Source organism: Stenotrophomonas sp. YJH_SMC_33 (assembly GCF_059372295.1).
In genome coordinates, this window is record NZ_JCAFVJ010000005.1 from 134,518 (window position 1) to 152,694 (window position 18,177).

Annotated in this window: 13 protein-coding genes; 8 read left to right on the forward strand and 5 right to left on the reverse strand. The window is 67.8% G+C overall.

All coding sequences use genetic code 11. From position 1 onward, the window contains the following. Window positions 1-10 precede the first annotated feature (10 nt). On the forward strand, window positions 11-2,503 hold the full coding sequence (locus tag AC5P9W_RS10420; RefSeq protein WP_111099315.1) for a putative peptide modification system cyclase: 2,493 nt from the start codon (window positions 11-13) through the stop codon (window positions 2,501-2,503). A 7-nt stretch (window positions 2,504-2,510) separates the two neighbouring features. Here AC5P9W_RS10420 and AC5P9W_RS10425 read toward each other — a convergent pair whose 3' ends face one another. After that, complete coding sequence (locus AC5P9W_RS10425) at window positions 2,511-2,807, reverse strand: NHLP-related RiPP peptide (protein WP_021203747.1); 297 nt, start codon at window positions 2,805-2,807, stop codon at window positions 2,511-2,513. A 138-nt stretch (window positions 2,808-2,945) separates the two neighbouring features. Between AC5P9W_RS10425 and AC5P9W_RS10430 the strand changes: the two genes are divergently transcribed. After that, window positions 2,946-4,112, forward strand: a complete 1,167-nt coding sequence (locus tag AC5P9W_RS10430) for a putative peptide maturation dehydrogenase (protein WP_058979737.1) — start codon at window positions 2,946-2,948, stop codon at window positions 4,110-4,112. A gap of 19 nt (window positions 4,113-4,131) precedes the next feature. On the opposite strand, the gene AC5P9W_RS10435 is transcribed toward AC5P9W_RS10430, so the two are convergent. The 3 genes from AC5P9W_RS10435 to AC5P9W_RS10445 are packed head-to-tail and all read right to left on the reverse strand — an operon-like array spanning window position 4,132 to window position 8,940. Next, complete coding sequence (locus AC5P9W_RS10435; protein WP_495219174.1) at window positions 4,132-6,147, reverse strand: acetyl/propionyl/methylcrotonyl-CoA carboxylase subunit alpha; 2,016 nt, start codon at window positions 6,145-6,147, stop codon at window positions 4,132-4,134. An 8-nt stretch (window positions 6,148-6,155) separates the two neighbouring features. After that, window positions 6,156-7,766 (reverse strand): carboxyl transferase domain-containing protein, encoded by a 1,611-nt coding sequence (locus AC5P9W_RS10440; protein ID WP_021203750.1) that lies wholly within the window; start codon window positions 7,764-7,766, stop codon window positions 6,156-6,158. Window positions 7,767-7,776: 10 nt separating this feature from the next. Further along, window positions 7,777-8,940: an isovaleryl-CoA dehydrogenase gene (locus tag AC5P9W_RS10445; RefSeq protein ID WP_014035590.1), complete on the reverse strand. Its 1,164-nt coding sequence runs from the start codon at window positions 8,938-8,940 to the stop codon at window positions 7,777-7,779. A 161-nt stretch (window positions 8,941-9,101) separates the two neighbouring features. Here AC5P9W_RS10445 and AC5P9W_RS10450 point away from each other — a divergent pair, with 161 nt between their 5' ends. The 3 genes from AC5P9W_RS10450 to AC5P9W_RS10460 all read left to right on the forward strand — a co-directional run bounded on the left by AC5P9W_RS10450 (window position 9,102) and on the right by AC5P9W_RS10460 (window position 12,112). Further along, a complete protein-coding gene (locus tag AC5P9W_RS10450; RefSeq protein WP_021203751.1) occupies window positions 9,102-9,719 on the forward strand; it encodes a TetR/AcrR family transcriptional regulator in 618 nt (205 codons plus the stop codon). Between the two features lie 218 nt (window positions 9,720-9,937). After that, window positions 9,938-10,456, forward strand: a complete 519-nt coding sequence (locus tag AC5P9W_RS10455; RefSeq protein WP_005407662.1) for a c-type cytochrome — start codon at window positions 9,938-9,940, stop codon at window positions 10,454-10,456. Window positions 10,457-10,666: 210 nt separating this feature from the next. After that, window positions 10,667-12,112, forward strand: coding sequence for an ExeM/NucH family extracellular endonuclease (locus AC5P9W_RS10460; protein WP_111101761.1), 1,446 nt, complete (start codon window positions 10,667-10,669; stop codon window positions 12,110-12,112). 301 nt (window positions 12,113-12,413) lie between these two features. Here AC5P9W_RS10460 and AC5P9W_RS10465 read toward each other — a convergent pair whose 3' ends face one another. Next, on the reverse strand, window positions 12,414-13,271 hold the full coding sequence (locus tag AC5P9W_RS10465; RefSeq protein ID WP_206621540.1) for an EamA family transporter: 858 nt from the start codon (window positions 13,269-13,271) through the stop codon (window positions 12,414-12,416). Window positions 13,272-13,314: 43 nt separating this feature from the next. On the opposite strand from AC5P9W_RS10465, the gene AC5P9W_RS10470 reads away from it, so the two are divergent. The 3 genes from AC5P9W_RS10470 to AC5P9W_RS10480 all read left to right on the forward strand — a co-directional run bounded on the left by AC5P9W_RS10470 (window position 13,315) and on the right by AC5P9W_RS10480 (window position 18,128). Continuing rightward, complete coding sequence (locus AC5P9W_RS10470; protein ID WP_495215683.1) at window positions 13,315-13,986, forward strand: alpha/beta hydrolase; 672 nt, start codon at window positions 13,315-13,317, stop codon at window positions 13,984-13,986. Next, window positions 13,983-15,083: a cell division protein ZapE gene (zapE, locus tag AC5P9W_RS10475; RefSeq protein ID WP_111097704.1), complete on the forward strand. Its 1,101-nt coding sequence runs from the start codon at window positions 13,983-13,985 to the stop codon at window positions 15,081-15,083. The genes AC5P9W_RS10470 and zapE overlap by 4 nt, the downstream gene beginning before the upstream one ends. A 642-nt stretch (window positions 15,084-15,725) precedes the next feature. Beyond that, window positions 15,726-18,128: a ribonucleoside-diphosphate reductase subunit alpha gene (locus tag AC5P9W_RS10480; protein WP_019661866.1), complete on the forward strand. Its 2,403-nt coding sequence runs from the start codon at window positions 15,726-15,728 to the stop codon at window positions 18,126-18,128. Window positions 18,129-18,177 lie beyond the last annotated feature (49 nt).

Below are 18,177 nucleotides of genomic sequence, written 5' to 3' on the forward strand. Positions count from 1 at the left end.
GAGGCAGGCGATGGACGGCGACAACGGAACGTCAGCCCCGCATAGCCCACAGCTACGCGCCCTGCTGTTCACCGATCTGTGTGATTCGCTGCAACTGGTCGAGCGGATCGGCGATGTGGCGGCCGCCAGCCTGTTCCAGGAACACGACCGCCTGGTGCTGGTCCTGCAGCAGCGCTGGAACGGCCAGCTGATCGATCGCTCCGACGGCCTGTTCATGCTGTTCGAGCGGGCCATCGATGCTTTGGGCTTCGCCCTGGACTACCAGCGCGAACTGCACGCGCTGGGCCAGCAGCGGGCGATCGAACTGCGCGCGCGTGCCGGCCTGCATGTGGGTGACGTGCTGACCTGGGAGAACAGTGCCGAGGCGGTCCGGGCCGGCGCCAAGTCGATGGAAGTGGAAGGCCTGGCCAAGCCGATGGCAGCGCGCCTGATGACGCTGGCCCGCCCTGGCCAGATCCTGTTGTCGGCGGTGGCCGAATCGCTGACCCGTCGCGCCACCGGCGCGCTGGGGGAACGGGGTGCGCGCCTGCTGTGGAAGTCGCACGGCCGTTGGCGCTTCAAGGGAATGCCGGTGGTGCAGGAAGTGATCGAAGTGGGTGAGATCGGTTCAGCGCCGTTGCGCATGCCACGCGCCACTGCCAAGGCACGCCGTGACCTGCCGCTGTGGCGGCAGCCGCTGGTGCTGGCCGCCGAGGGCCTGGTGCTGACGGTGGCCGTGCTGGGCGGCTGGTTGCTGCTGCGGTCGGAACCGGCGATCGCGTTCGCCGAGCGGGACTGGGTGGTGCTTGGCGATGTCGACAACCTCACCGGCGACCCGATTTTCGACGACTCGATGCGGCACGCGATCCGGATCGCGCTGGAGCAGTCGCGCTACGTGAACGTGCTGTCGGAGGGCAAGATCCGCGAAAGCCTGGAAATGGCGCGGCTCTCGGGCGATACCCGGCTCAGCCGCGATACCGCGGCCAACGTGGCGGTGCGGGAGGGCGCGCGCGCCGTGCTGCTGCCGACGGTGCGGCAGAAGATCGGTGGCTACGAGCTGGCCATTGATGTCGCCGCACCCGGCACCGGCCAGGTGATCCAGACGTTCACCGCCACCACGGATCGATCCGACCAGATGGTATTCGCGGTGGACGACGTGGTCGGGCGCCTGCGTCGCGGACTGGGCGAATCGGTGGCGAGCCTGGAACAGTCGTTGCCGCTGCCGCGGGCATCGACCCAGGACCTTCGCGCACTGCGAGCGTTCGCGCTGGCCGAGAATGCACTGGGCCAGCGTCGCTTCGAGGAGGCTCGCAACCTCTATCAGGCTGCAATCGATATTGATCCCGGTTTCGCCCTGGCCTACATGGGCGTGGCCAAACTGCATGCGCGCGTCGATGAAGGGCGGCGCGCACGCGAAGCCATGCAGCACGCGCTGGACCTGCAGGATCGGTTGCCGCCACGCGAGCGCCTGTACCTGAAGGCCTGGATGGCCGAACTGGAGCCTGGTGGCTGGGCGCTGGAGCACTGGCGCACGCTGGCCAAGGTCTACCCGGATTCGTTCGCCGGGCTGTCCAACACGTCTTGGTACCTGCTGCAGGCCAACCAGTTCAGCGAGGCCGAACCCTACGCGCGTGCGGCTGCGGTGCCGCAGGATCCGCTGCGCCTGTATCCGCTGATCCACCTGGTGCGGATACAGATCGCCGCCAACCAACCGCAGCTTGCGGCCGAGACACTGGCCCAGGCACAGGTCCTGCGCGGTCGTGATGATGCCGATGAGACCGGTGTGGACGTGCTGGTCGCGCAGGGTAAGTACGCCAAGGCCGCCCAACTGCTGCCGCAGATCCGTGCCAACGATGCCCTGCAGCAGCGCATGAAGCTGCGTGCGCAGCTGCTGCTGGCGGCCACGCAGCGCGATTGCGCGGCCATGCAGCAGGCGGTACGCGACGACGCGTCGGCGCCGGCGCTGGTCGACTTCCAGGTGCAGCAGCGGCTGCAGCACGCCAGCGTGGCAGCTCTGTGCCCGAGCGCGGACCGCGCCGAGTTGCAGGCCATCGCTGCGTTGCTGCATCCGTTGCTGGAGCAGCGCGATGATCCCATGCTGCATGCCCGCGGCCTGCAATGGCTGGCTCTGGTCCATCTGGCCCAGCGACAGGGCCAGTTCGAGCTGGCCAAACGCTGGCTGGACGAGCAGCGGCCGCTGCTGCGCAGCCTGCGCAGTCCGGTCGCCGATCGCTGGCTGCGCATTGTCAGCGCCGTGGATGAACTGCAGATGCAGCGGCCCGAAGCTGCCCGCGCCCTGATCGAGCCAATGCTCGATGGCAGCGAGCCGGTGCAGGCACACGTCGTGCTGCTGCTCGCGCTGCGCGCACAGGGCAATGAAGCTGCCGTACGCCGCGAGCAGGCCTGGCTGTCCCAGCATCGCGGCCAGGCCATTGCCGAGGTCACCGCCATGCAGGTCTGGCAACCACTGAATGTGCACGACGTGTCCACGTGGGCATCGCCGGCCGCGGCCGGCGCGCCCTGATGACGGGTCAGCCGTCGATGCGCTCGCCGACCTTGCCCGCTTCGAAGCAGAACACCACGGTCATCGCCGCCACCGACCCGGACAGGTGGGCCTGCAGGCTGTCACGCACCTGGCTCAGCTCCTCGACCGAAGCCAGGGTGCCGATCTTCATGCAGTCGCTTTCGCCGACCGCACCGTCCAGCCCGATCGAGGCCAGGGCCTTGGCCGGCGAAGCGGTGAAGTGGCTGCGGAAGTCGTCGTTGCCGATCAGGTGGTCCAGCAGGGTGCTGGCGTCTGCGGCGGAAAGGCGGGGATGGGTGCTCATGGGGATCGTCCGTAGGCTGAAGTTCTCGTATCGGCCGCGACAGCCTGCCATTGAGGGCCGCGCTGCGTACGTCGCTAAAGTTGGCCGCGCTGCGGTCGTTGCTGCTATGCCGGTTGTGCGGCAGAAGGAAGGAATCCCATGCGCCTGCGCCGCTGCGCCAGCCTGATGTTCGAGCCCCGCGAGGCGATCACCCTCGACCTGCGCGCGATGCTGGCCGGCCACGCCGAGATGGACAGCCAGATCAGCTGGGTGGCCCTGGCCGCGCATCTGGACCAGCCACTGCCGGTGGACGCCGAGGAGCGCCAGCTGCTCGGCGAGCTCAGTGCGCACCGCTGGTGCGAACCGCCCGCCGATGCCTGCCCGGCCATGCTGGCCCGCTTGGTCGAGCAGGGCCTGCTGTTGACCGACCCACCGAGCGAGGTGGGGCACCAGCTGCGCGACGAGGCTTTGCGGCGCAGCCAGTGGTGGCCGCTGGCGGCGCTGGCCCATCGTCATGCGCGCTGGCAGGCCGTGGACAGCGTGGAGGACATGCGTCGGCAAGGGTTGGACACCGCTGCCGGCCTGCGCCAGCGCCTCGGGCCGCCACCGCCGGTGGTGCAGCCGATGCAGGGCGATTACCAGCCGCTGCCGCGCAGCGAAGAGGCGCCGTTCGACACACTGCTGGCGCGCCGCAGCACCTGCCGCAATTTCGATACCCAGCGCGCGCTGCCGCTGCCGTTGCTGGCCCAGGTGCTGCAGCGCACGCTGATGGCCCACGCGGTGCAGAAGGTCGAGCGCGATACCGAGTTCCTGAAGAAGAACGTGCCCTCCGGTGGCGGCCTGCATCCCACCGAAGGCTTCCTGCTGGTGCAGAACGTGGAAGGACTGGCACCGGGCCTGTACCACTACCACCCGGTGCAGCACGCCGTGCTGCCGCTGCCCTCGCCACCGCCGCAGGCACTGCCGGCGCTGGCGCGGCGGATGCTGTCCGGGCAGGCGTGGTTCGCCGATGCGCCGGCGCTGCTGGTGCTGGCGCCGCGCTATGACCGCTGCTTCTGGAAGTACCGCAACCACGCCAAGGCGCATCGTGCGGTGACGCTGGATGTCGGTCACATCTCGCAGCTGCTGTACCTGTGTGCGACCGAGCGCGGGCTGGCGGCGTTCGTGACGGCGGCCATCAACGATGCCGATGTCGATCGTGCCTTCGGTTTCGACGGCATCGGGCAGAGCGCGATGGCCATCTGCGGCCTGGGCTGGCGCAGTGCCACGCTGGACACGGCCGAATTCGATCCCGCCGGGCGGGTGGTAGCGGGCGACGACCGCTGAGCGGTCGCCACCCCAGCGTTCACGCCGCCTCGAAGTCCACCAGTACCGCGCCGTCGCCGACCTGGTCGCCGGCCTTGGCGCGGTAGCCCTTCACCGTCCCGTCGGCCGGCGCCTGCAGGGTGTGCTCCATCTTCATCGCTTCCAGCACCACCAGCGGCGTGCCGCGCTTGACCTCGGTACCGGCGGCGACCAGCGTGGCGACGATCCTGCCCGGCATCGGTGCCAGTAGGCTGCCGGCATCGGCCACGGCGTGGTCCGATTCGCCCACCGGATCATGCAGGGTGAAACGATGCTGGCCGTCAGCACCGAACAGGTACAGCTGGTCTCCGTCACGCAGCAGCTGCAGTGCCCAGCGGCGCCCGCCCAGCTGCACCACCAGCCCGCGCATATCGGCTGTGCCGACCACCTGCACGGGTGCCGCGTCATCGCACTGCACACGCCAGCCATCGGCCTGCGCCCACACCTTCAGCGTGTGCCGGCGTTCGCCCTGCTGCAGCGGCAGCACGCGCGGCGCGGGCGCGCCAAGGCGCCAGCCGTCCTGTGACTGCCACGGCGAATGCGGATCGCGCGCGTCGGTGCTGGCGGGTGCCGTGCTTGCCACTGCGGCCACGGCGGCTAGCAGCCACAGGTCCGCACCCGCGTCGACGACGGCACTCAATGCCGCCTGCTCGCGCTCGATCAGCGCGGTATCCAGCTTGGCGTGGGTAAACGAATCGGTGTTCACCAGGCGGCGCAGGAAACCGGCATTGGTGGTCACGCCCACCACCTGGCAGTCGGCCAGTGCCTGGCTCATGCGGCGCAGTGCAGCGTCGCGGTCCACGTCCCAGACGATCAGCTTGGCGATCATCGGATCGTAGTACGGGGTGATGCTGTCGCCTTCCTCGACGCCGGTATCCACGCGCACATGGGCCGACGGCGCCGGCAGGCGCAGGCGGCGCAGGGTGCCGGTGGACGGCAGGAAGCCTCGATCGGCATCCTCGGCATACAGCCGCGCTTCGATCGCGTGGCCGTGGATGGCCAGCTGCTCCTGGCGCAGTGGCAGCGGCAAGCCTGAGGCCACGCGCAGCTGCCACTCCACCAGGTCGGTGCCGGTGATGTACTCGGTGACCGGGTGCTCGACCTGCAGGCGGGTGTTCATTTCCATGAAGTAGAAATCGCCGTCCGGGCCGGCGATGAACTCCACCGTGCCCGCACCTTCATAGCCCACCGCGCGCGCGGCATCGACCGCCGCCTTGCCCATCGCAGCACGACGTTCCGCGCTCATGCCCGGGGCCGGCGCTTCTTCCAGCACCTTCTGGTGGCGGCGCTGCACCGAGCAGTCGCGCTCGAACAGGTACACCGCGTCACCGTGGCTGTCGCCGAACACCTGGATCTCGATATGGCGCGGGCGCTCGACGTACTTCTCGACCAGCACGTGGTCATTGCCGAACGCCGAGGCCGCCTCGCGCTGGCAGCTGGCCAGCGCATCGACGAAGTCCTCGCTGCGCTCGACCTTGCGCATGCCCTTGCCACCGCCACCGGCGCTGGCCTTGATCAGCACCGGGTAACCGATGGCGTCGGCCTGTTCGCGCAGGAAGGACGGTTCCTGCTGGTCGCCGTGGTAGCCCGGAGTCAGCGGCACGCCGGCTTTCGCCATCAATGCCTTGGCCGCGCTCTTGTCGCCCATCGCGCGGATGGCGCTGGCCGGCGGCCCGATGAAGGTGATGCCGGCGGCGGCGCAGGCATCGGCGAAGTCGGCATTCTCGGACAGGAAGCCGTAACCGGGGTGGATCGCCTGCGTGCCGGTCAGGCGTGCGGCGTCGAGCAGGGCATCGCCGCGCAGGTAACTTTCACGTGCAGCGGCCGGACCGATGTGGATGGCTTCGTCGGCCAGGCGCACGTGGCGCGCGTTGCGGTCGGCATCGGAATATACCGCCACGGTGGCGATGCCGAGGCGGCGGCAGGTGGCGATGACGCGGCAGGCGATTTCGCCGCGATTGGCGATCAGGACTTTGGTGAACATGGCAACGGGCTTCATGGGAGCGTGCTCGGTCATGGCACGGGTTACATGCGGAACACGCCGAAGCGCGTCTGCTGCGGGGCGGCGTTGAGGCTGGCCGACAGCGCCAGGGCCAGTACCCGGCGGGTGTCGGCCGGATCGATCACGCCGTCGTCCCACAGGCGCGCGCTGGCGTAGTACGGGTGGCCCTGCTGCTCGAACTGCTCGCGGATCGGTGCCTTGAACGCGTCTTCCTCCGCCGCCGGCCACTGGCCGCCCTTGGCCTCGATGCCATCGCGCTTGACCGTGGCCAGCACGCTGGCGGCCTGCTCGCCGCCCATCACGCCGATGCGCGCGTTCGGCCACATCCACAGGAAGTTGGGCGAGTACGCACGGCCGCACATGCCGTAGTTGCCGGCACCGAACGAGCCGCCGATGACCACGGTGAACTTGGGAACCTTGGCGCAGGCCACCGCCAATACCAGCTTGGCGCCGTCCTTGGCGATGCCGCCCTGTTCGTACTTGCGGCCGACCATGAAGCCAGTGATGTTCTGCAGGAACACCAGCGGGATGTTGCGCTGGGTGCACAGCTCGATGAAGTGCGCGCCCTTCAGTGCCGACTCGGAGAACAGGATGCCGTTGTTGGCGATGATGCCGATCGGGTAGCCGTTCAGATGCGCGAAGCCGGTAACCAGTGTTGCGCCATAGCGCGGCTTGAACTCGTCAAAGCGCGAGCCATCGACCAGGCGTGCGATCACTTCGCGCACGTCGTAGGGCTTGCGCGTATCGGCGGGAATCACCCCATACAGTTCATGCGCCGGCAGCAGTGGTTCCTCGGAAGGCTGTACCGCCATCGCCGGTTCCGGCTTGCGCCAGTTCAGCTGGGCGATGATTGCGCGCACCCGTGCCAGCGCCTGCAGATCGTTGTCGGCCATGTGGTCGGCCACGCCGGAGATGCGCGTGTGCACGTCGGCACCGCCCAGTTCCTCGGCCGTCACCACTTCACCGGTGGCCGCCTTCACCAGCGGCGGGCCGCCGAGGAAGATCGTGCCCTGCTCGCGCACGATCACCGTCTCGTCGCTCATCGCCGGCACATACGCACCACCGGCGGTGCAGCTGCCCATCACGCAGGCGATCTGCGGAATGCCCTGCGCCGACAGGTTGGCCTGGTTGTAGAAGATCCGGCCGAAATGATCGCGGTCGGGGAAGACTTCGTCCTGCAGCGGCAGGAACGCGCCACCGGAATCGACCAGGTAGATGCACGGCAGGTGGTTCTGTTCGGCGATCTCCTGCGCGCGCAGGTGCTTCTTCACCGTCATCGGGTAGTAGGTGCCGCCCTTGACCGTGGCATCGTTGGCCACGATCACGCATTCCACGCCGCTCACGCGGCCGATGCCGGCCACTACGCCAGCGGCCGGCACGGCGTCTTCGTACATGCCGTGCGCGGCCAGCGGCGCGATTTCCAGGAAGGCGCTGCCGGGGTCGAGCAGGGCGTCGATGCGGTCACGCACCAGCAGCTTGCCACGCGCGGTGTGCTTGGCGCGTGCGGCTTCGCTGCCACCCAGCGCGGTGCGCGCGAGGGTGGCATGCAGGTCGTCGACCACGGCCTGCATCGCCGCGCGGTTGCTTTCAAACGTTTCGCTGCCCGGTTGCAGCTGGCTGTTCAGGACGGTCATCGCGTTGGCCTTACAGGGTGCGCTGGAACAGTTCGCGGCCGATCAGCATGCGGCGGATCTCCGAAGTGCCGGCGCCGATTTCATACAGCTTGGCGTCGCGCCACAAGCGGCCGGTCGGGTATTCGTTGATGTAGCCGTTGCCGCCGAGGATCTGGATCGCCTGGCCGGTCAGCCAGGTGGCCTTCTCGGCGGCGTACAGGATGGCACCGGCGGCGTCCTGGCGGGTGGTGCGGCCCTGGTCGCAGGCGCGTGCCACGGCATAGACATACGCGCGGCAGGCACCCAGGCCCACGTACATGTCGGCGATCTTGGCCTGGATCAGCTGGAAGCTGCCGATCGGCTCGCCGAACTGGTGGCGCTCGTGCACGTACGGCATCACCACGTCCATGGCCGCGGCCATCAGGCCCAGCGGGCCACCGGACAGCACCACGCGCTCGTAGTCCAGGCCGGACATCAGCACGCGCACGCCACCGCCAACCTGGCCCAGCACGTTCTCTTCGGGAATCTCGCAGTCCTGGAACACCAGCTCGCAGGTGGGCGAAGAACGCATGCCCAGCTTGTCCAGCTTCTGCGCGGTGGAAAAGCCCTTCATGCCCTTCTCGACCAGGAACGCGGTGATGCCCTTGGCGCCGGCCTCCATGTCGGTCTTGGCATAGACCACCAGCACGTCAGCATCCGGGCCGTTGGTGATCCACATCTTGTTGCCGTTGAGCACGTAGCGGTCGCCGCGCTTGTCGGCGCGCAGCTTCATCGACACCACGTCCGAACCGGCCCCCGGCTCGCTCATCGCCAGCGCACCGACCAGGCTGCCATTGCAGAGGCCGGGCAGGAAGCGCTGCTTCTGTTCTTCGTTGCCGTTCTTGCGCAGCTGGTTCACGCACAGGTTGGAGTGCGCGCCATAGGACAGGCCGATGCCACCGGAAGCGCGCGAGATTTCTTCCATCGCCACCACGTGGGCCAGGTAGCCCATGCCGGTACCACCGTATGCTTCTTCCACGGTGAGGCCGAGCAGGCCCTGTTCGCCCAGCTTCGGCCACAGAGCCAGCGGGAACTGGTTGCTGGCATCGGCCTCGGCGGCCAGCGGCGCGACCTCGGCGGCGGCAAAATGGGCCACGCTCTGGCGCAGCAGGTCGATGTCTTCGCCAAGGTCGAAGTTCAGGGATGGCACGTGCATTGTGGTGGCTCCACGACGGGATGGCAGGAAATGGACGCACCCGGCGGGGGAGCGGGCGGCGGTCTGCAGGACCGCTGCCCGCACGGGCGATTGGACCCCAGCGTAGCGGGGTTCGGATAAGAAGTGAATACAAATTCAAAAATTGAAAACAGAATCAAAACATGGCCTACAAACGCTCTGCACTGATGGAAGAACGCCTGGCCGGGGCCCGTGAACGGATCCTGCTGGCCACCCGTGAACTGGTCGCCACTGGCGGCTGGCGCAATGCCCCGGTGACCGCCGTGGCGACCCTGGCGGGGGTGTCCACCGGCCTGATCTACCGGCACTTCCCGTCCAAGGCCGAGTTGTTCGTGGAGGTGCTCAACGCCGCGGTGGCCCACGAGGTGGCGATCATGGAGCGCATCGCCAGTGGCCCGGAGGCGGCCAGCGAGCGCCTGCGGCTGGCGATCACCGCCTTCGTACGCCGTGCCCTGGCTGGGCCGGGGCTGGCGCACGCCTTCATCGTCGAACCGGTCGACCCGGACGTGGAAGCCGAGCGCATGCGCGGTCGTCGCGCCTTCGGCGACGTGTTCCTGCGGCTGGTGGAGGAGGGCGTGGCGGCCGGTGAGCTGCCTGCGCAGGACGCGCATGTGGCCGCTGCGTGCCTGGTCGGCGCCTTCACCGAGGCGATGGTCGGCCCGACCGCGCCAAGCCGCGAAGCACACCGCGACGAAGATGCACTGGTGAACGCAATCTGCAGCTTCTGCCTGCGCGCGATCGGTGCCCCGGCAATTCGGTAGCGCCGGGCCATGCCCGGCGGCTGTTGCCATCCTCGACCGTTGTTGCCGCGCTTCGCGCTCGCCGGGCACGGCCCGGCGCTACCCGCATGCGGCCACGGCCGCATGCTGCGCCGCACCAGCATGACGCCTGTTGTCGCACGCATAGCGCGTTCTATACTCGGCCCATCACGCAGTCGCTCAGCCGTGGTCCAACGACTATCAGCCAGGGGTAACGAAGAGTGCGGAATTACGATCTGGAGTTCCTGAAACGCTTCTCCATGGTGATCGCGCTGCTGGCGACCATCACCCTCGGCCTCATCCTCCTTGCCGCCTACATCCACACCCGGATTCCACCCGAAGTATCGCCGACCGCGGCCAAGCGCACCGAACAGCGCATTTCGCCCACCGGCGCGGTCTATGCCGGCAGCACCGGCGCCGCCGCGCAGGCTGCGGCCAAGGCCGCCGCGCTGGCCAAGGCTGCTTCGCAGGTGGCTTACGGCGGCACCAAGGATGGCAAGGTGATCTTCGACAACCTGTGCACCGCCTGCCATACCACCGGCGTGGGCATGGCACCGACGCTGGACCACTCGCATTGGGACAAGCGCATCGCGCAGGGCAAGGACACCCTCTACAAGCACGCCATCGAGGGCTATACCGGCCCGGATGGCGGCATCATGCCGCCCAAGGGTGGCAACCCGGCCCTGACCGAAGAACAGATCCACGCCACCGTGGACTGGATGCTGGGCAACCTGAAATAGCCGCCGCAACGCGCCGCTTCCTGTAGAGCCGAGCCCACGCTCGGCTGCTCTGCGCACGGTGTGGCCAGGCGCAGCCGAGCGTGGGCTCGGCTCTACCACCTACTAAGCTTTGCCCACCGAGGCCTGATTGCCCCTGTGCCCCCGCCGCGCAGGCGGATCTCCGCATTTCAGGGTTAGTCTGTGCGCCCTCTTCACTGGAATCGCCCGTCGATGCGCCGCCGTTCCCTTGCTCTTGCCCTGTCCCTGCTGCTGCCGGCCAGCGCCTTTGCCCAGGCCCAGCCGCAGGCCGCATCAGCTACGACGCCCGCTGTCGCGCGCAGCAGCGCCACCGTGGTGCTGACCGCCGCACCGGCCGACTGGCGCGCGCTGGATGGCCAGCGCGTGCGCATCGCCGCACCGCTGACCCTGGCCGGTACCGATGGCCTGGAGCGCTTCGGCCAGCTCACCGTGGCCTTCGACGGCCGCCTCTGGCAGCCGACCGAAGTGGCTGCGCCGGGCACCGCCGGCTACGAGCAGGTGATGGCCGACAACCAGCGTCGCCGGCTGGTACTGGAAAATGGCAGTGACGCCCGCGACCCCGCAAGCGTGCCCTACCTGCCGGGCAACCCGGTGCTGCGCACCGGCATGCAGCTGCGCAACGTGGAGGGCATCGTGCGCGTGGATGCGCAGGGCCATCCGCGCCTGCAGGTCGAGGGAGCGCTGAAGCTGCCGGAGCTGAAGCGCCCGGCGGTGCCGACCGTGCCGGGCAGCCTGCATGTGGCGGCCTTCAACCTGGAGAACTTCTTCAATGGTGACGGCCAGGGCGGTGGCTTCCCGACCCTGCGCGGCGCGCGCACCCTGGACGAGCACAAGTCGCAGGTGGCCAAGCTGGTCACCACGGTCAACGCCTTGGGCGCCGATGTCGCCGCGCTGATGGAACTGGAGAACGATGGCTATGGTCCGCAGTCGGCCATCGCCGAACTGGTCGATGCGCTCAACCGCGACCGTGGCGCGCAGGGCGACTGGCGCTTCGTCGATGCCGGCAACGGCCCCGGCGACAATCCGATCCGGGTTGGCATCATCTACCGCAGCAGCCGCCTGCAGCCGCTGGGCAAGCCGGCCACGCTGACCGGTGGTCCGTTCGTCGAACACAGCCGCGTGCCGCTGGCGCAGGCCTTCCAGGGCAAGCAGGGCGCGCCGTTCGTGGTGGTTGCCAACCACTTCAAGTCGAAGGGCTGCCGCGACGCCGCCGGTGCCGACGCCGACCGCAACGACAACCAGGGCTGCTGGAACGCGACCCGCGTGACCTCGGCGCAGCAGCTGCATGCCTGGCTGCAGACCGACCCGACCGGTACCGGTGCCAGGGACGCGGTGCTGCTGGGCGATTTCAATGCCTACGCGATGGAAGACCCGATCCGCACCCTGCGTGACCTGGGCTGGCAGGACGCATTCAAGGTCGCCAAGGTCGAGCATCCCTACAGCTACGTCTACAACGGCTATACCGGCCGCCTCGACCATGCACTGCTGAGCCCGGGCATGGCCAAGCGCCTGCGCGGTGCCGCCGAATGGCACAGCAATGCCGACGAGCAGGACGCCAGCGGCTACCAGGGCCGCAACGTGCAGGGCCCGTGGCGCAGCTCCGACCACGACCCGCTGCTGCTGGGTTTCGACAGATAGGGTTCGCCGGGGATCTGCTCTGGTAGGGACCTTGATCGGCACGGATGCCGCCTTTGCTTTTGATCTACCAGTCCGCCTTCCAGCGAGCCGAGCATCGCAAGTGGATCAGGGGCGAAGAGGCGCCGATGTCTGAGCGCAGCGAGTTCGGCGCCGTCCCCTGGTTCACCGAGAAGCGCAGGGTACCGGTGCACAGCACCGGCTCGCGGCTGGCGGCGCGTTTCTTTTGGTTACTTTTCTTTTCGCGCGAAAAGAAAAGCGACATCCCACCGCGGGCGCGGAAATGGCCCGCCGCAACCAACGCTCACCCCCAGGCGATCAGTCCGATCGCCAGCACCGCCAGTGCCAGGCCGACGCGGTTCCACTTCGTGGTGGCCTCGCCGAAGACGAACATGCCTACCAGCGCGCCCAGCACCACCACGCCGATGTTCATGCCGGCGAACACGGTGGCCGGACTCTCTGGCATCGCCTGGTGCGCCTGCACATAGAAAAGGATGTTGCCGCCATTGAGCAGGCCCAGCAGCGCGCCTGCGCCCAGGTTCCGCCAGGCCAGCCGGCTGCAGCCACTGAAATGCCGCCACAGCTGCAACGCCAGCATCAGCACGAACGCCACGCTGAAGCTGGCCAGCACTGCCGCCATCGACGGTGTGCCCGACAGCGCCACCTGCTTGAGCAGTACGTCCACCACCGCGAACCCGGCCCAGACGCCCAGCAGCCAGCCCCAGGCAGCGGGCGAGGACGCTACGATCGGGCCGCGCGGACGCAGGCTGATGGCCACCATCGCCAGCAGGCCCAGGGCGAGCCCAGCCAGCTTCCACGGCGTGGCGGTCTGGCCGAAGAACAGGAAGGCGGCGGCCAGCGACAGCAGCAGTGACAGCCGCTGCGCGACATCGCTGCGGACGATGCCGGCCACCGCCACCGCGCGGCCCAGCACCAGGAAGATCGACGGCAGCACCACCGCCAGCGCCAGCAATGACAGCCACGGCGCATGCGGCGCGCGCAGCGCATCCAGCGGCGGCTGCAGCACCACGGCCGTCAGGGTCGCAGCCACCAGATAGTTCCAGGTGACCATCTGCGCAACATCCAGTTGGCGGCGTCCGGCCACCTTCAACAGCACCGAAACCAGCACGCTGCAGATCACGGCCAAAGACAGGTAGAGCATGGGGCGGGCACAGGGCAGGGGCGGGGGACGGTATCATGGTGCCATGCACAAGCCTTCGTTCCCCGTCGCCCCCGGCGAAACCGCCTGCCTCGAACTGGACGGCCCGGCCGGCCCGCTGGAAGTGGTCGTCGACCTGCCCAAGGCCGATGTACCGGTGCAGCCGATCGTGGCCATCGTCTGCCATCCGCTGTCCACTGAGGGCGGCACCCTGCACAACAAGGTGGTCACCATGACCGCCACCACCCTGCGCGAACTGGGCGTCGCCACGGTGCGCTTCAACTTCCGCAGCGTCGGTGGTTCGGCCGGTGAGTTCGACCACGGCGTGGGCGAGCAGGATGACCTGAAGGCCGTCGCCGCCTGGGTACGCAGCCAGCGCCCGGACGACCGCCTATGGCTGGCCGGTTTCAGCTTCGGTTCGTTCGTGTCGCTGAAGGCGGCTGCCGCGCTGCAGCCGGAGGCGCTGATCTCGATCGCGCCACCGGCCGGTCGCTGGGATTTCGACGGTATCGCACCGCCGGCCCGCTGGCTGGTGATCCAGGGCGAGCAGGACGAGATCGTCGACCCGCAGGCCGTCTACCAGTGGCTGGACACGCTGGACTTCCCGCATGAGCTGGTGCGCATGCCCGAGACCAGCCACTTCTTCCACCGCAAGCTGATCGACCTGCGTGGCGCGCTGACCCACGGCGTGAAGCATTGGTTGGGCGCGGCGGCATGAGTGCAACCGAGCTGACCCCGTCGCAGCGGTATGCGGAAGGGGTTGCCCGTGGCGACTGGCAGAACGACCCGGCCCAGCATGCGGCGCTGGCCGAGCTGGACCGCATCCACCTGGGCCTGCTGGACAGTGCCGAGGATGGCTGGCTGGACCGCCTGTCCTCGTTCTGGAAGAAGCCCGAGCCGGTCAAGGGCCTGTACTTCTGGGGCGGTGTCGGCCGCGGCAAGACCTTCCTGGTCGACCTGTTCTACGACGGGCTGCCGATCAAGCAGAAGTACCGCACCCACTTCCACCGCTTCATGCGCAGCGTCCACGAGCGCCTGCGCGAGCACCAGGGCCAGAGCGACCCGCTGGCGAAGATCGCCCAGGAATGGCGCAGCAACCTGCGCGTGCTGGTGCTGGACGAGTTCTTTGTCACCGACATCGGCGATGCGATGCTGCTGGCGCGGCTGCTGGAGCGCCTGTTCGCCGAGGGCGTGACCCTGGTCACCACCTCCAACACCGCAGTGGAGAACCTGTACCTCAACGGCCTGCAGCGCGAGAGCTTCCTGCCGGCCATTGCCCTGCTGCAGCGCTTCTGCGTCGAGCTGTACGCCGAAGGTACCGAGGATTACCGGATGCGCGCGCTGACCCGCTCGCCGGTATACCGCGCACCGCTGGCGGCCGACAGCGATGAGTGGCTGGCCACGCGCTGGAGCGAGCTGAGCGGCGGCCAGCCGGCCAAGCCCGGCAACATCGAGATCGAGGGCCGCAAGATTCCGGTGCGCGGCCGTGGCAAGAGCATCGCCTGGTTCGATTTCGCCGCGCTGTGCGAAGGCCCGCGCGGGCCCTCGGACTACATCGAAATCGCGCACGAGTTCAACACGGTGCTGCTGGGCGGCATTCCCGCCTTCGACCGCCTGAATGAGGATGCCGCGCGCCGCTTCGTCAACCTGATCGACGAGCTGTACGACCGCCACGTCAACCTGGTCTGCACCGCCAGCACCTCGCCGATCGAGCTGTACACCGGCCAGCGCCTGCAGGGCGCCTTCGAGCGTACCGCCTCGCGCCTGATCGAAATGCAGAGCGCCGAGTACCTGGGTACCCCGCACCGGGCGTGAGCGACGCTGCGGGCGTGCATTGCCGGCCGGCGGCCGGCACGACCACCCCGGAATTCCGGTAGTGCCGGCCGCTGGCCGGCAATGATTCGGGGGGGGGGGGAGGGCGAAACGGCGTTACCTGCGGCCGCTCCTCCGGCCCGGCCGACACATGCGGCCTCGAGTCGCTGCCCGGCGGGTGATCCCCGACGTCCACCGCATTCCCACCGGCTGCCCACCACCTATCCACAGGGTTGTCCCTAGCCAGCTTCATCACTGTCATGTGAAGCTGTCATTGTTCCGTTTCCGCGGTGCGTTGTGCCACCGCAGTGACGCCTTTCGGGCTTGACTGCGCAGCCCGTTCCGGCGGGTCTGAAGCGTCTGATCAGGGCGCCGATGGCACGATCCTTGCGGCGCAAGGGATTGCCGAATTTCACTACATTTGGCGTTGACGGACCCCATTACCCCCACTATCTTGTGGCCGTCGGTCGCAGCAACCCCAGGTCTGGGGGTGGCAGCAGCACCCATCCGCGATCGTCAACGGCAGTGGCAGGCGCAGGGTCTCATCCTCTGCGACGCCGTCCTGCCATCCTGGGCCGTCATGTCCCGGGCTGCGTCACCCCGATGCATCGAGCACCCCCAAATCACGCCAAGAGGACATACGCCGTGAGCACCGAATCCAGCGCCACCATCGAGAAGGAAAGCGAATTCCTGTTGACGTCGCCGCCGACGGCCAACGCGATGAGTGTGACCAAGCGCAACGGGACCACCGAGCTGGTGGACCTGAACAAGATCGTGCGCGCGGTGCAGCGTTCCTCCGAAGGCCTGCACGCCGTCGATCCGATGCGCGTGGCCACCCGCACCATTTCCGGCCTGTACAACGGCGCCACCACCCGCGAGCTGGACGAGCTGTCCATCCGCACCGCCGCCCTGCTGATCGGTGAAGAGCCCGAGTACGGCCGCCTCGCTGCGCGCCTGCTGGCCAACTACATTGCCAAGGAAGTCTCGGGCCAGGAAATCTACGCCTTCTCGCAGTCGGTCAGCCGTGGCCATGAAGTCGGCCTGATCAACGACCGCCTGCTGAACTTCGTGCAGACCAATGCACGCAAGCTCAACGACGCCATCGACATCTCGCTGGACCTGAACTTCGATTACTTCGGCCTGCGTACCCTGTATGACCGTTACCTGCTGCGCCACCCGCACACCCGCAAGGTGATCGAGACCCCGCAGCAGTTCTTCCTGCGCATCGCCAGTGCGCTCAGCGAGGACGTGTCCGAGACCCTGGCGCTGTACAAGCGCATGGGCAACCTGGACTACCTGCCGTCCAGCCCGACCCTGTTCAATTCCGGCACCACCCACGAACAGCTGTCCTCGTGCTTCCTGCTGGATTCGCCGCAGGACTCGCTGGAGTCGATCTACGCCAAGTACGGCGACATCGCCCAGCTGTCGAAGTTCTCCGGCGGCATCGGCGTCAGCTACACCCGCGTGCGTTCGCGTGGTTCGCTCATCAAGTCGACCAACGGCCACTCCAACGGCATCGTGCCGTGGCTGAAGACCATGGATTCGTCCGTGGCCGCGGTGAACCAGGGCGGCAAGCGCAAGGGCGCAGCCTGCGTGTACCTGGAAACCTGGCACGCCGATATCGAGGACTTCCTCGAACTGCGTGACAACACCGGTGACGAAGCCCGCCGTGCGCACAACCTGAACCTGGCCAACTGGGTACCGGACCTGTTCATGAAGCGCGTCGAGGCCGACCAGGAATGGTCGCTGTTCGATCCGCGCGTGGTGCCGGAGTTCACCGACCTGTTCGGCGAAGCCTTCGAGGCCGCCTACCTGCAGGCCGAAGCCCAGGGCAAGGCCAACCGCACCATCCCCGCGCGCAAGCTGTACGCCCGCATGATGCGTACGCTGGCCGAGACCGGCAACGGCTGGATGACCTTCAAGGACAAGTGCAACCGCGCAAGCAACCAGACCCTGCGTCCGGGCAACGTGATCCACCTGTCCAACCTGTGCACGGAAATCCTGGAAGTCACCTCCAACGATGAAACCGCAGTGTGCAACCTGGGTTCGATCAACCTGGGCAACCACTTCGACGAGCACAACGAGTTCGACTTCGAGAAGCTGGCCGAGACCGTGCGCCTGGCCGTGCGCCAGCTCGACCGCGTCATTGACCTGAACTTCTACCCGATCGAAACCGCCCGCCGCGCCAACCTGCGCTGGCGTCCGGTCGGCCTGGGCTGCATGGGCCTGCAGGATGTGTTCTTCCGCAAGCGCCTGCCGTTCGACAGCGCCGAGGCCCGCGCCCTGTCGAAGAAGATTGCCGAAGCGATCTACTTCCACGCGCTGGAAACCTCCTGCGAGCTGGCCCAGGAACGCGGCAAGCACCCGTCGTTCAACGACACCCGTGCCGCCAGTGGCGAACTGCAGTTCGATGCCTGGAACGTGGTGCCGGAAGACACTGCGCGCTGGGATGCCCTGCGTGAGCGCATCAAGGAACACGGCCTGCGCAATTCGCTGATGATCGCGATCGCGCCGACCGCGACCATCGCCTCGATCGCCGGCTGCTACGAGTGCGTAGAGCCGCAGGTGTCCAACCTGTTCAAGCGCGAGACCCTGTCCGGTGACTTCCTGCAGGTCAACCGCTACCTGGTCAACGAGCTGAAGAAGCTGGGCCTGTGGACGCCGGAAATGCGCGATGCCATCAAGCTGGCCGAAGGCTCCATCGCGGGTCTGCCACAGATCCCGGAAACGCTGCGCGAGGTCTATCGCACCGCGTGGGAACTGCCGATGCGTTCGCTGATCGACATGGCCGCCGAACGTGGCGCCTTCATCGACCAGTCGGCCTCGCTCAACCTGTTCATGGAAAGCCCGAACATCGGCGCGATGTCCTCCATGTACATGTACGCCTGGAAGCAGGGCATCAAGACCACCTACTACCTGCGTTCGCGCCCGGCCACCAAGATCGCCAAGACCACGGTGAGCAGCGCGGCCCCGGCCAAGGTGTTCAGCCCGGACGAAGCCATCGCCTGCTCGCTGGAAAACCCGGAAGCCTGCGAGGCCTGCCAGTAACACACCGCGCGGTGGGTGCCGACCGTTGGTCGGCACTCGAGCACCTCGC

What these genes read in the sequence shown, in the direction of transcription:
- AC5P9W_RS10420 (WP_111099315.1), top strand. Translation starts at nt 11, where the DNA reads ATGGACGGCGACAACGGAACGTCAGCCCCGCATAGCCCACAGCTACGC.
- AC5P9W_RS10425 (WP_021203747.1), bottom strand. Translation starts at nt 2,807, where the DNA reads ATGAGCACCCATCCCCGCCTTTCCGCCGCAGACGCCAGCACCCTGCTG.
- AC5P9W_RS10430 (WP_058979737.1), top strand. Translation starts at nt 2,946, where the DNA reads ATGCGCCTGCGCCGCTGCGCCAGCCTGATGTTCGAGCCCCGCGAGGCG.
- AC5P9W_RS10435 (WP_495219174.1), bottom strand. Translation starts at nt 6,147, where the DNA reads ATGACCGAGCACGCTCCCATGAAGCCCGTTGCCATGTTCACCAAAGTC.
- AC5P9W_RS10440 (WP_021203750.1), bottom strand. Translation starts at nt 7,766, where the DNA reads ATGACCGTCCTGAACAGCCAGCTGCAACCGGGCAGCGAAACGTTTGAA.
- AC5P9W_RS10445 (WP_014035590.1), bottom strand. Translation starts at nt 8,940, where the DNA reads ATGCACGTGCCATCCCTGAACTTCGACCTTGGCGAAGACATCGACCTG.
- AC5P9W_RS10450 (WP_021203751.1), top strand. Translation starts at nt 9,102, where the DNA reads ATGGCCTACAAACGCTCTGCACTGATGGAAGAACGCCTGGCCGGGGCC.
- AC5P9W_RS10460 (WP_111101761.1), top strand. Translation starts at nt 10,667, where the DNA reads ATGCGCCGCCGTTCCCTTGCTCTTGCCCTGTCCCTGCTGCTGCCGGCC.
- AC5P9W_RS10465 (WP_206621540.1), bottom strand. Translation starts at nt 13,271, where the DNA reads ATGCTCTACCTGTCTTTGGCCGTGATCTGCAGCGTGCTGGTTTCGGTG.
- AC5P9W_RS10470 (WP_495215683.1), top strand. Translation starts at nt 13,315, where the DNA reads ATGCACAAGCCTTCGTTCCCCGTCGCCCCCGGCGAAACCGCCTGCCTC.
- zapE (WP_111097704.1), top strand. Translation starts at nt 13,983, where the DNA reads ATGAGTGCAACCGAGCTGACCCCGTCGCAGCGGTATGCGGAAGGGGTT.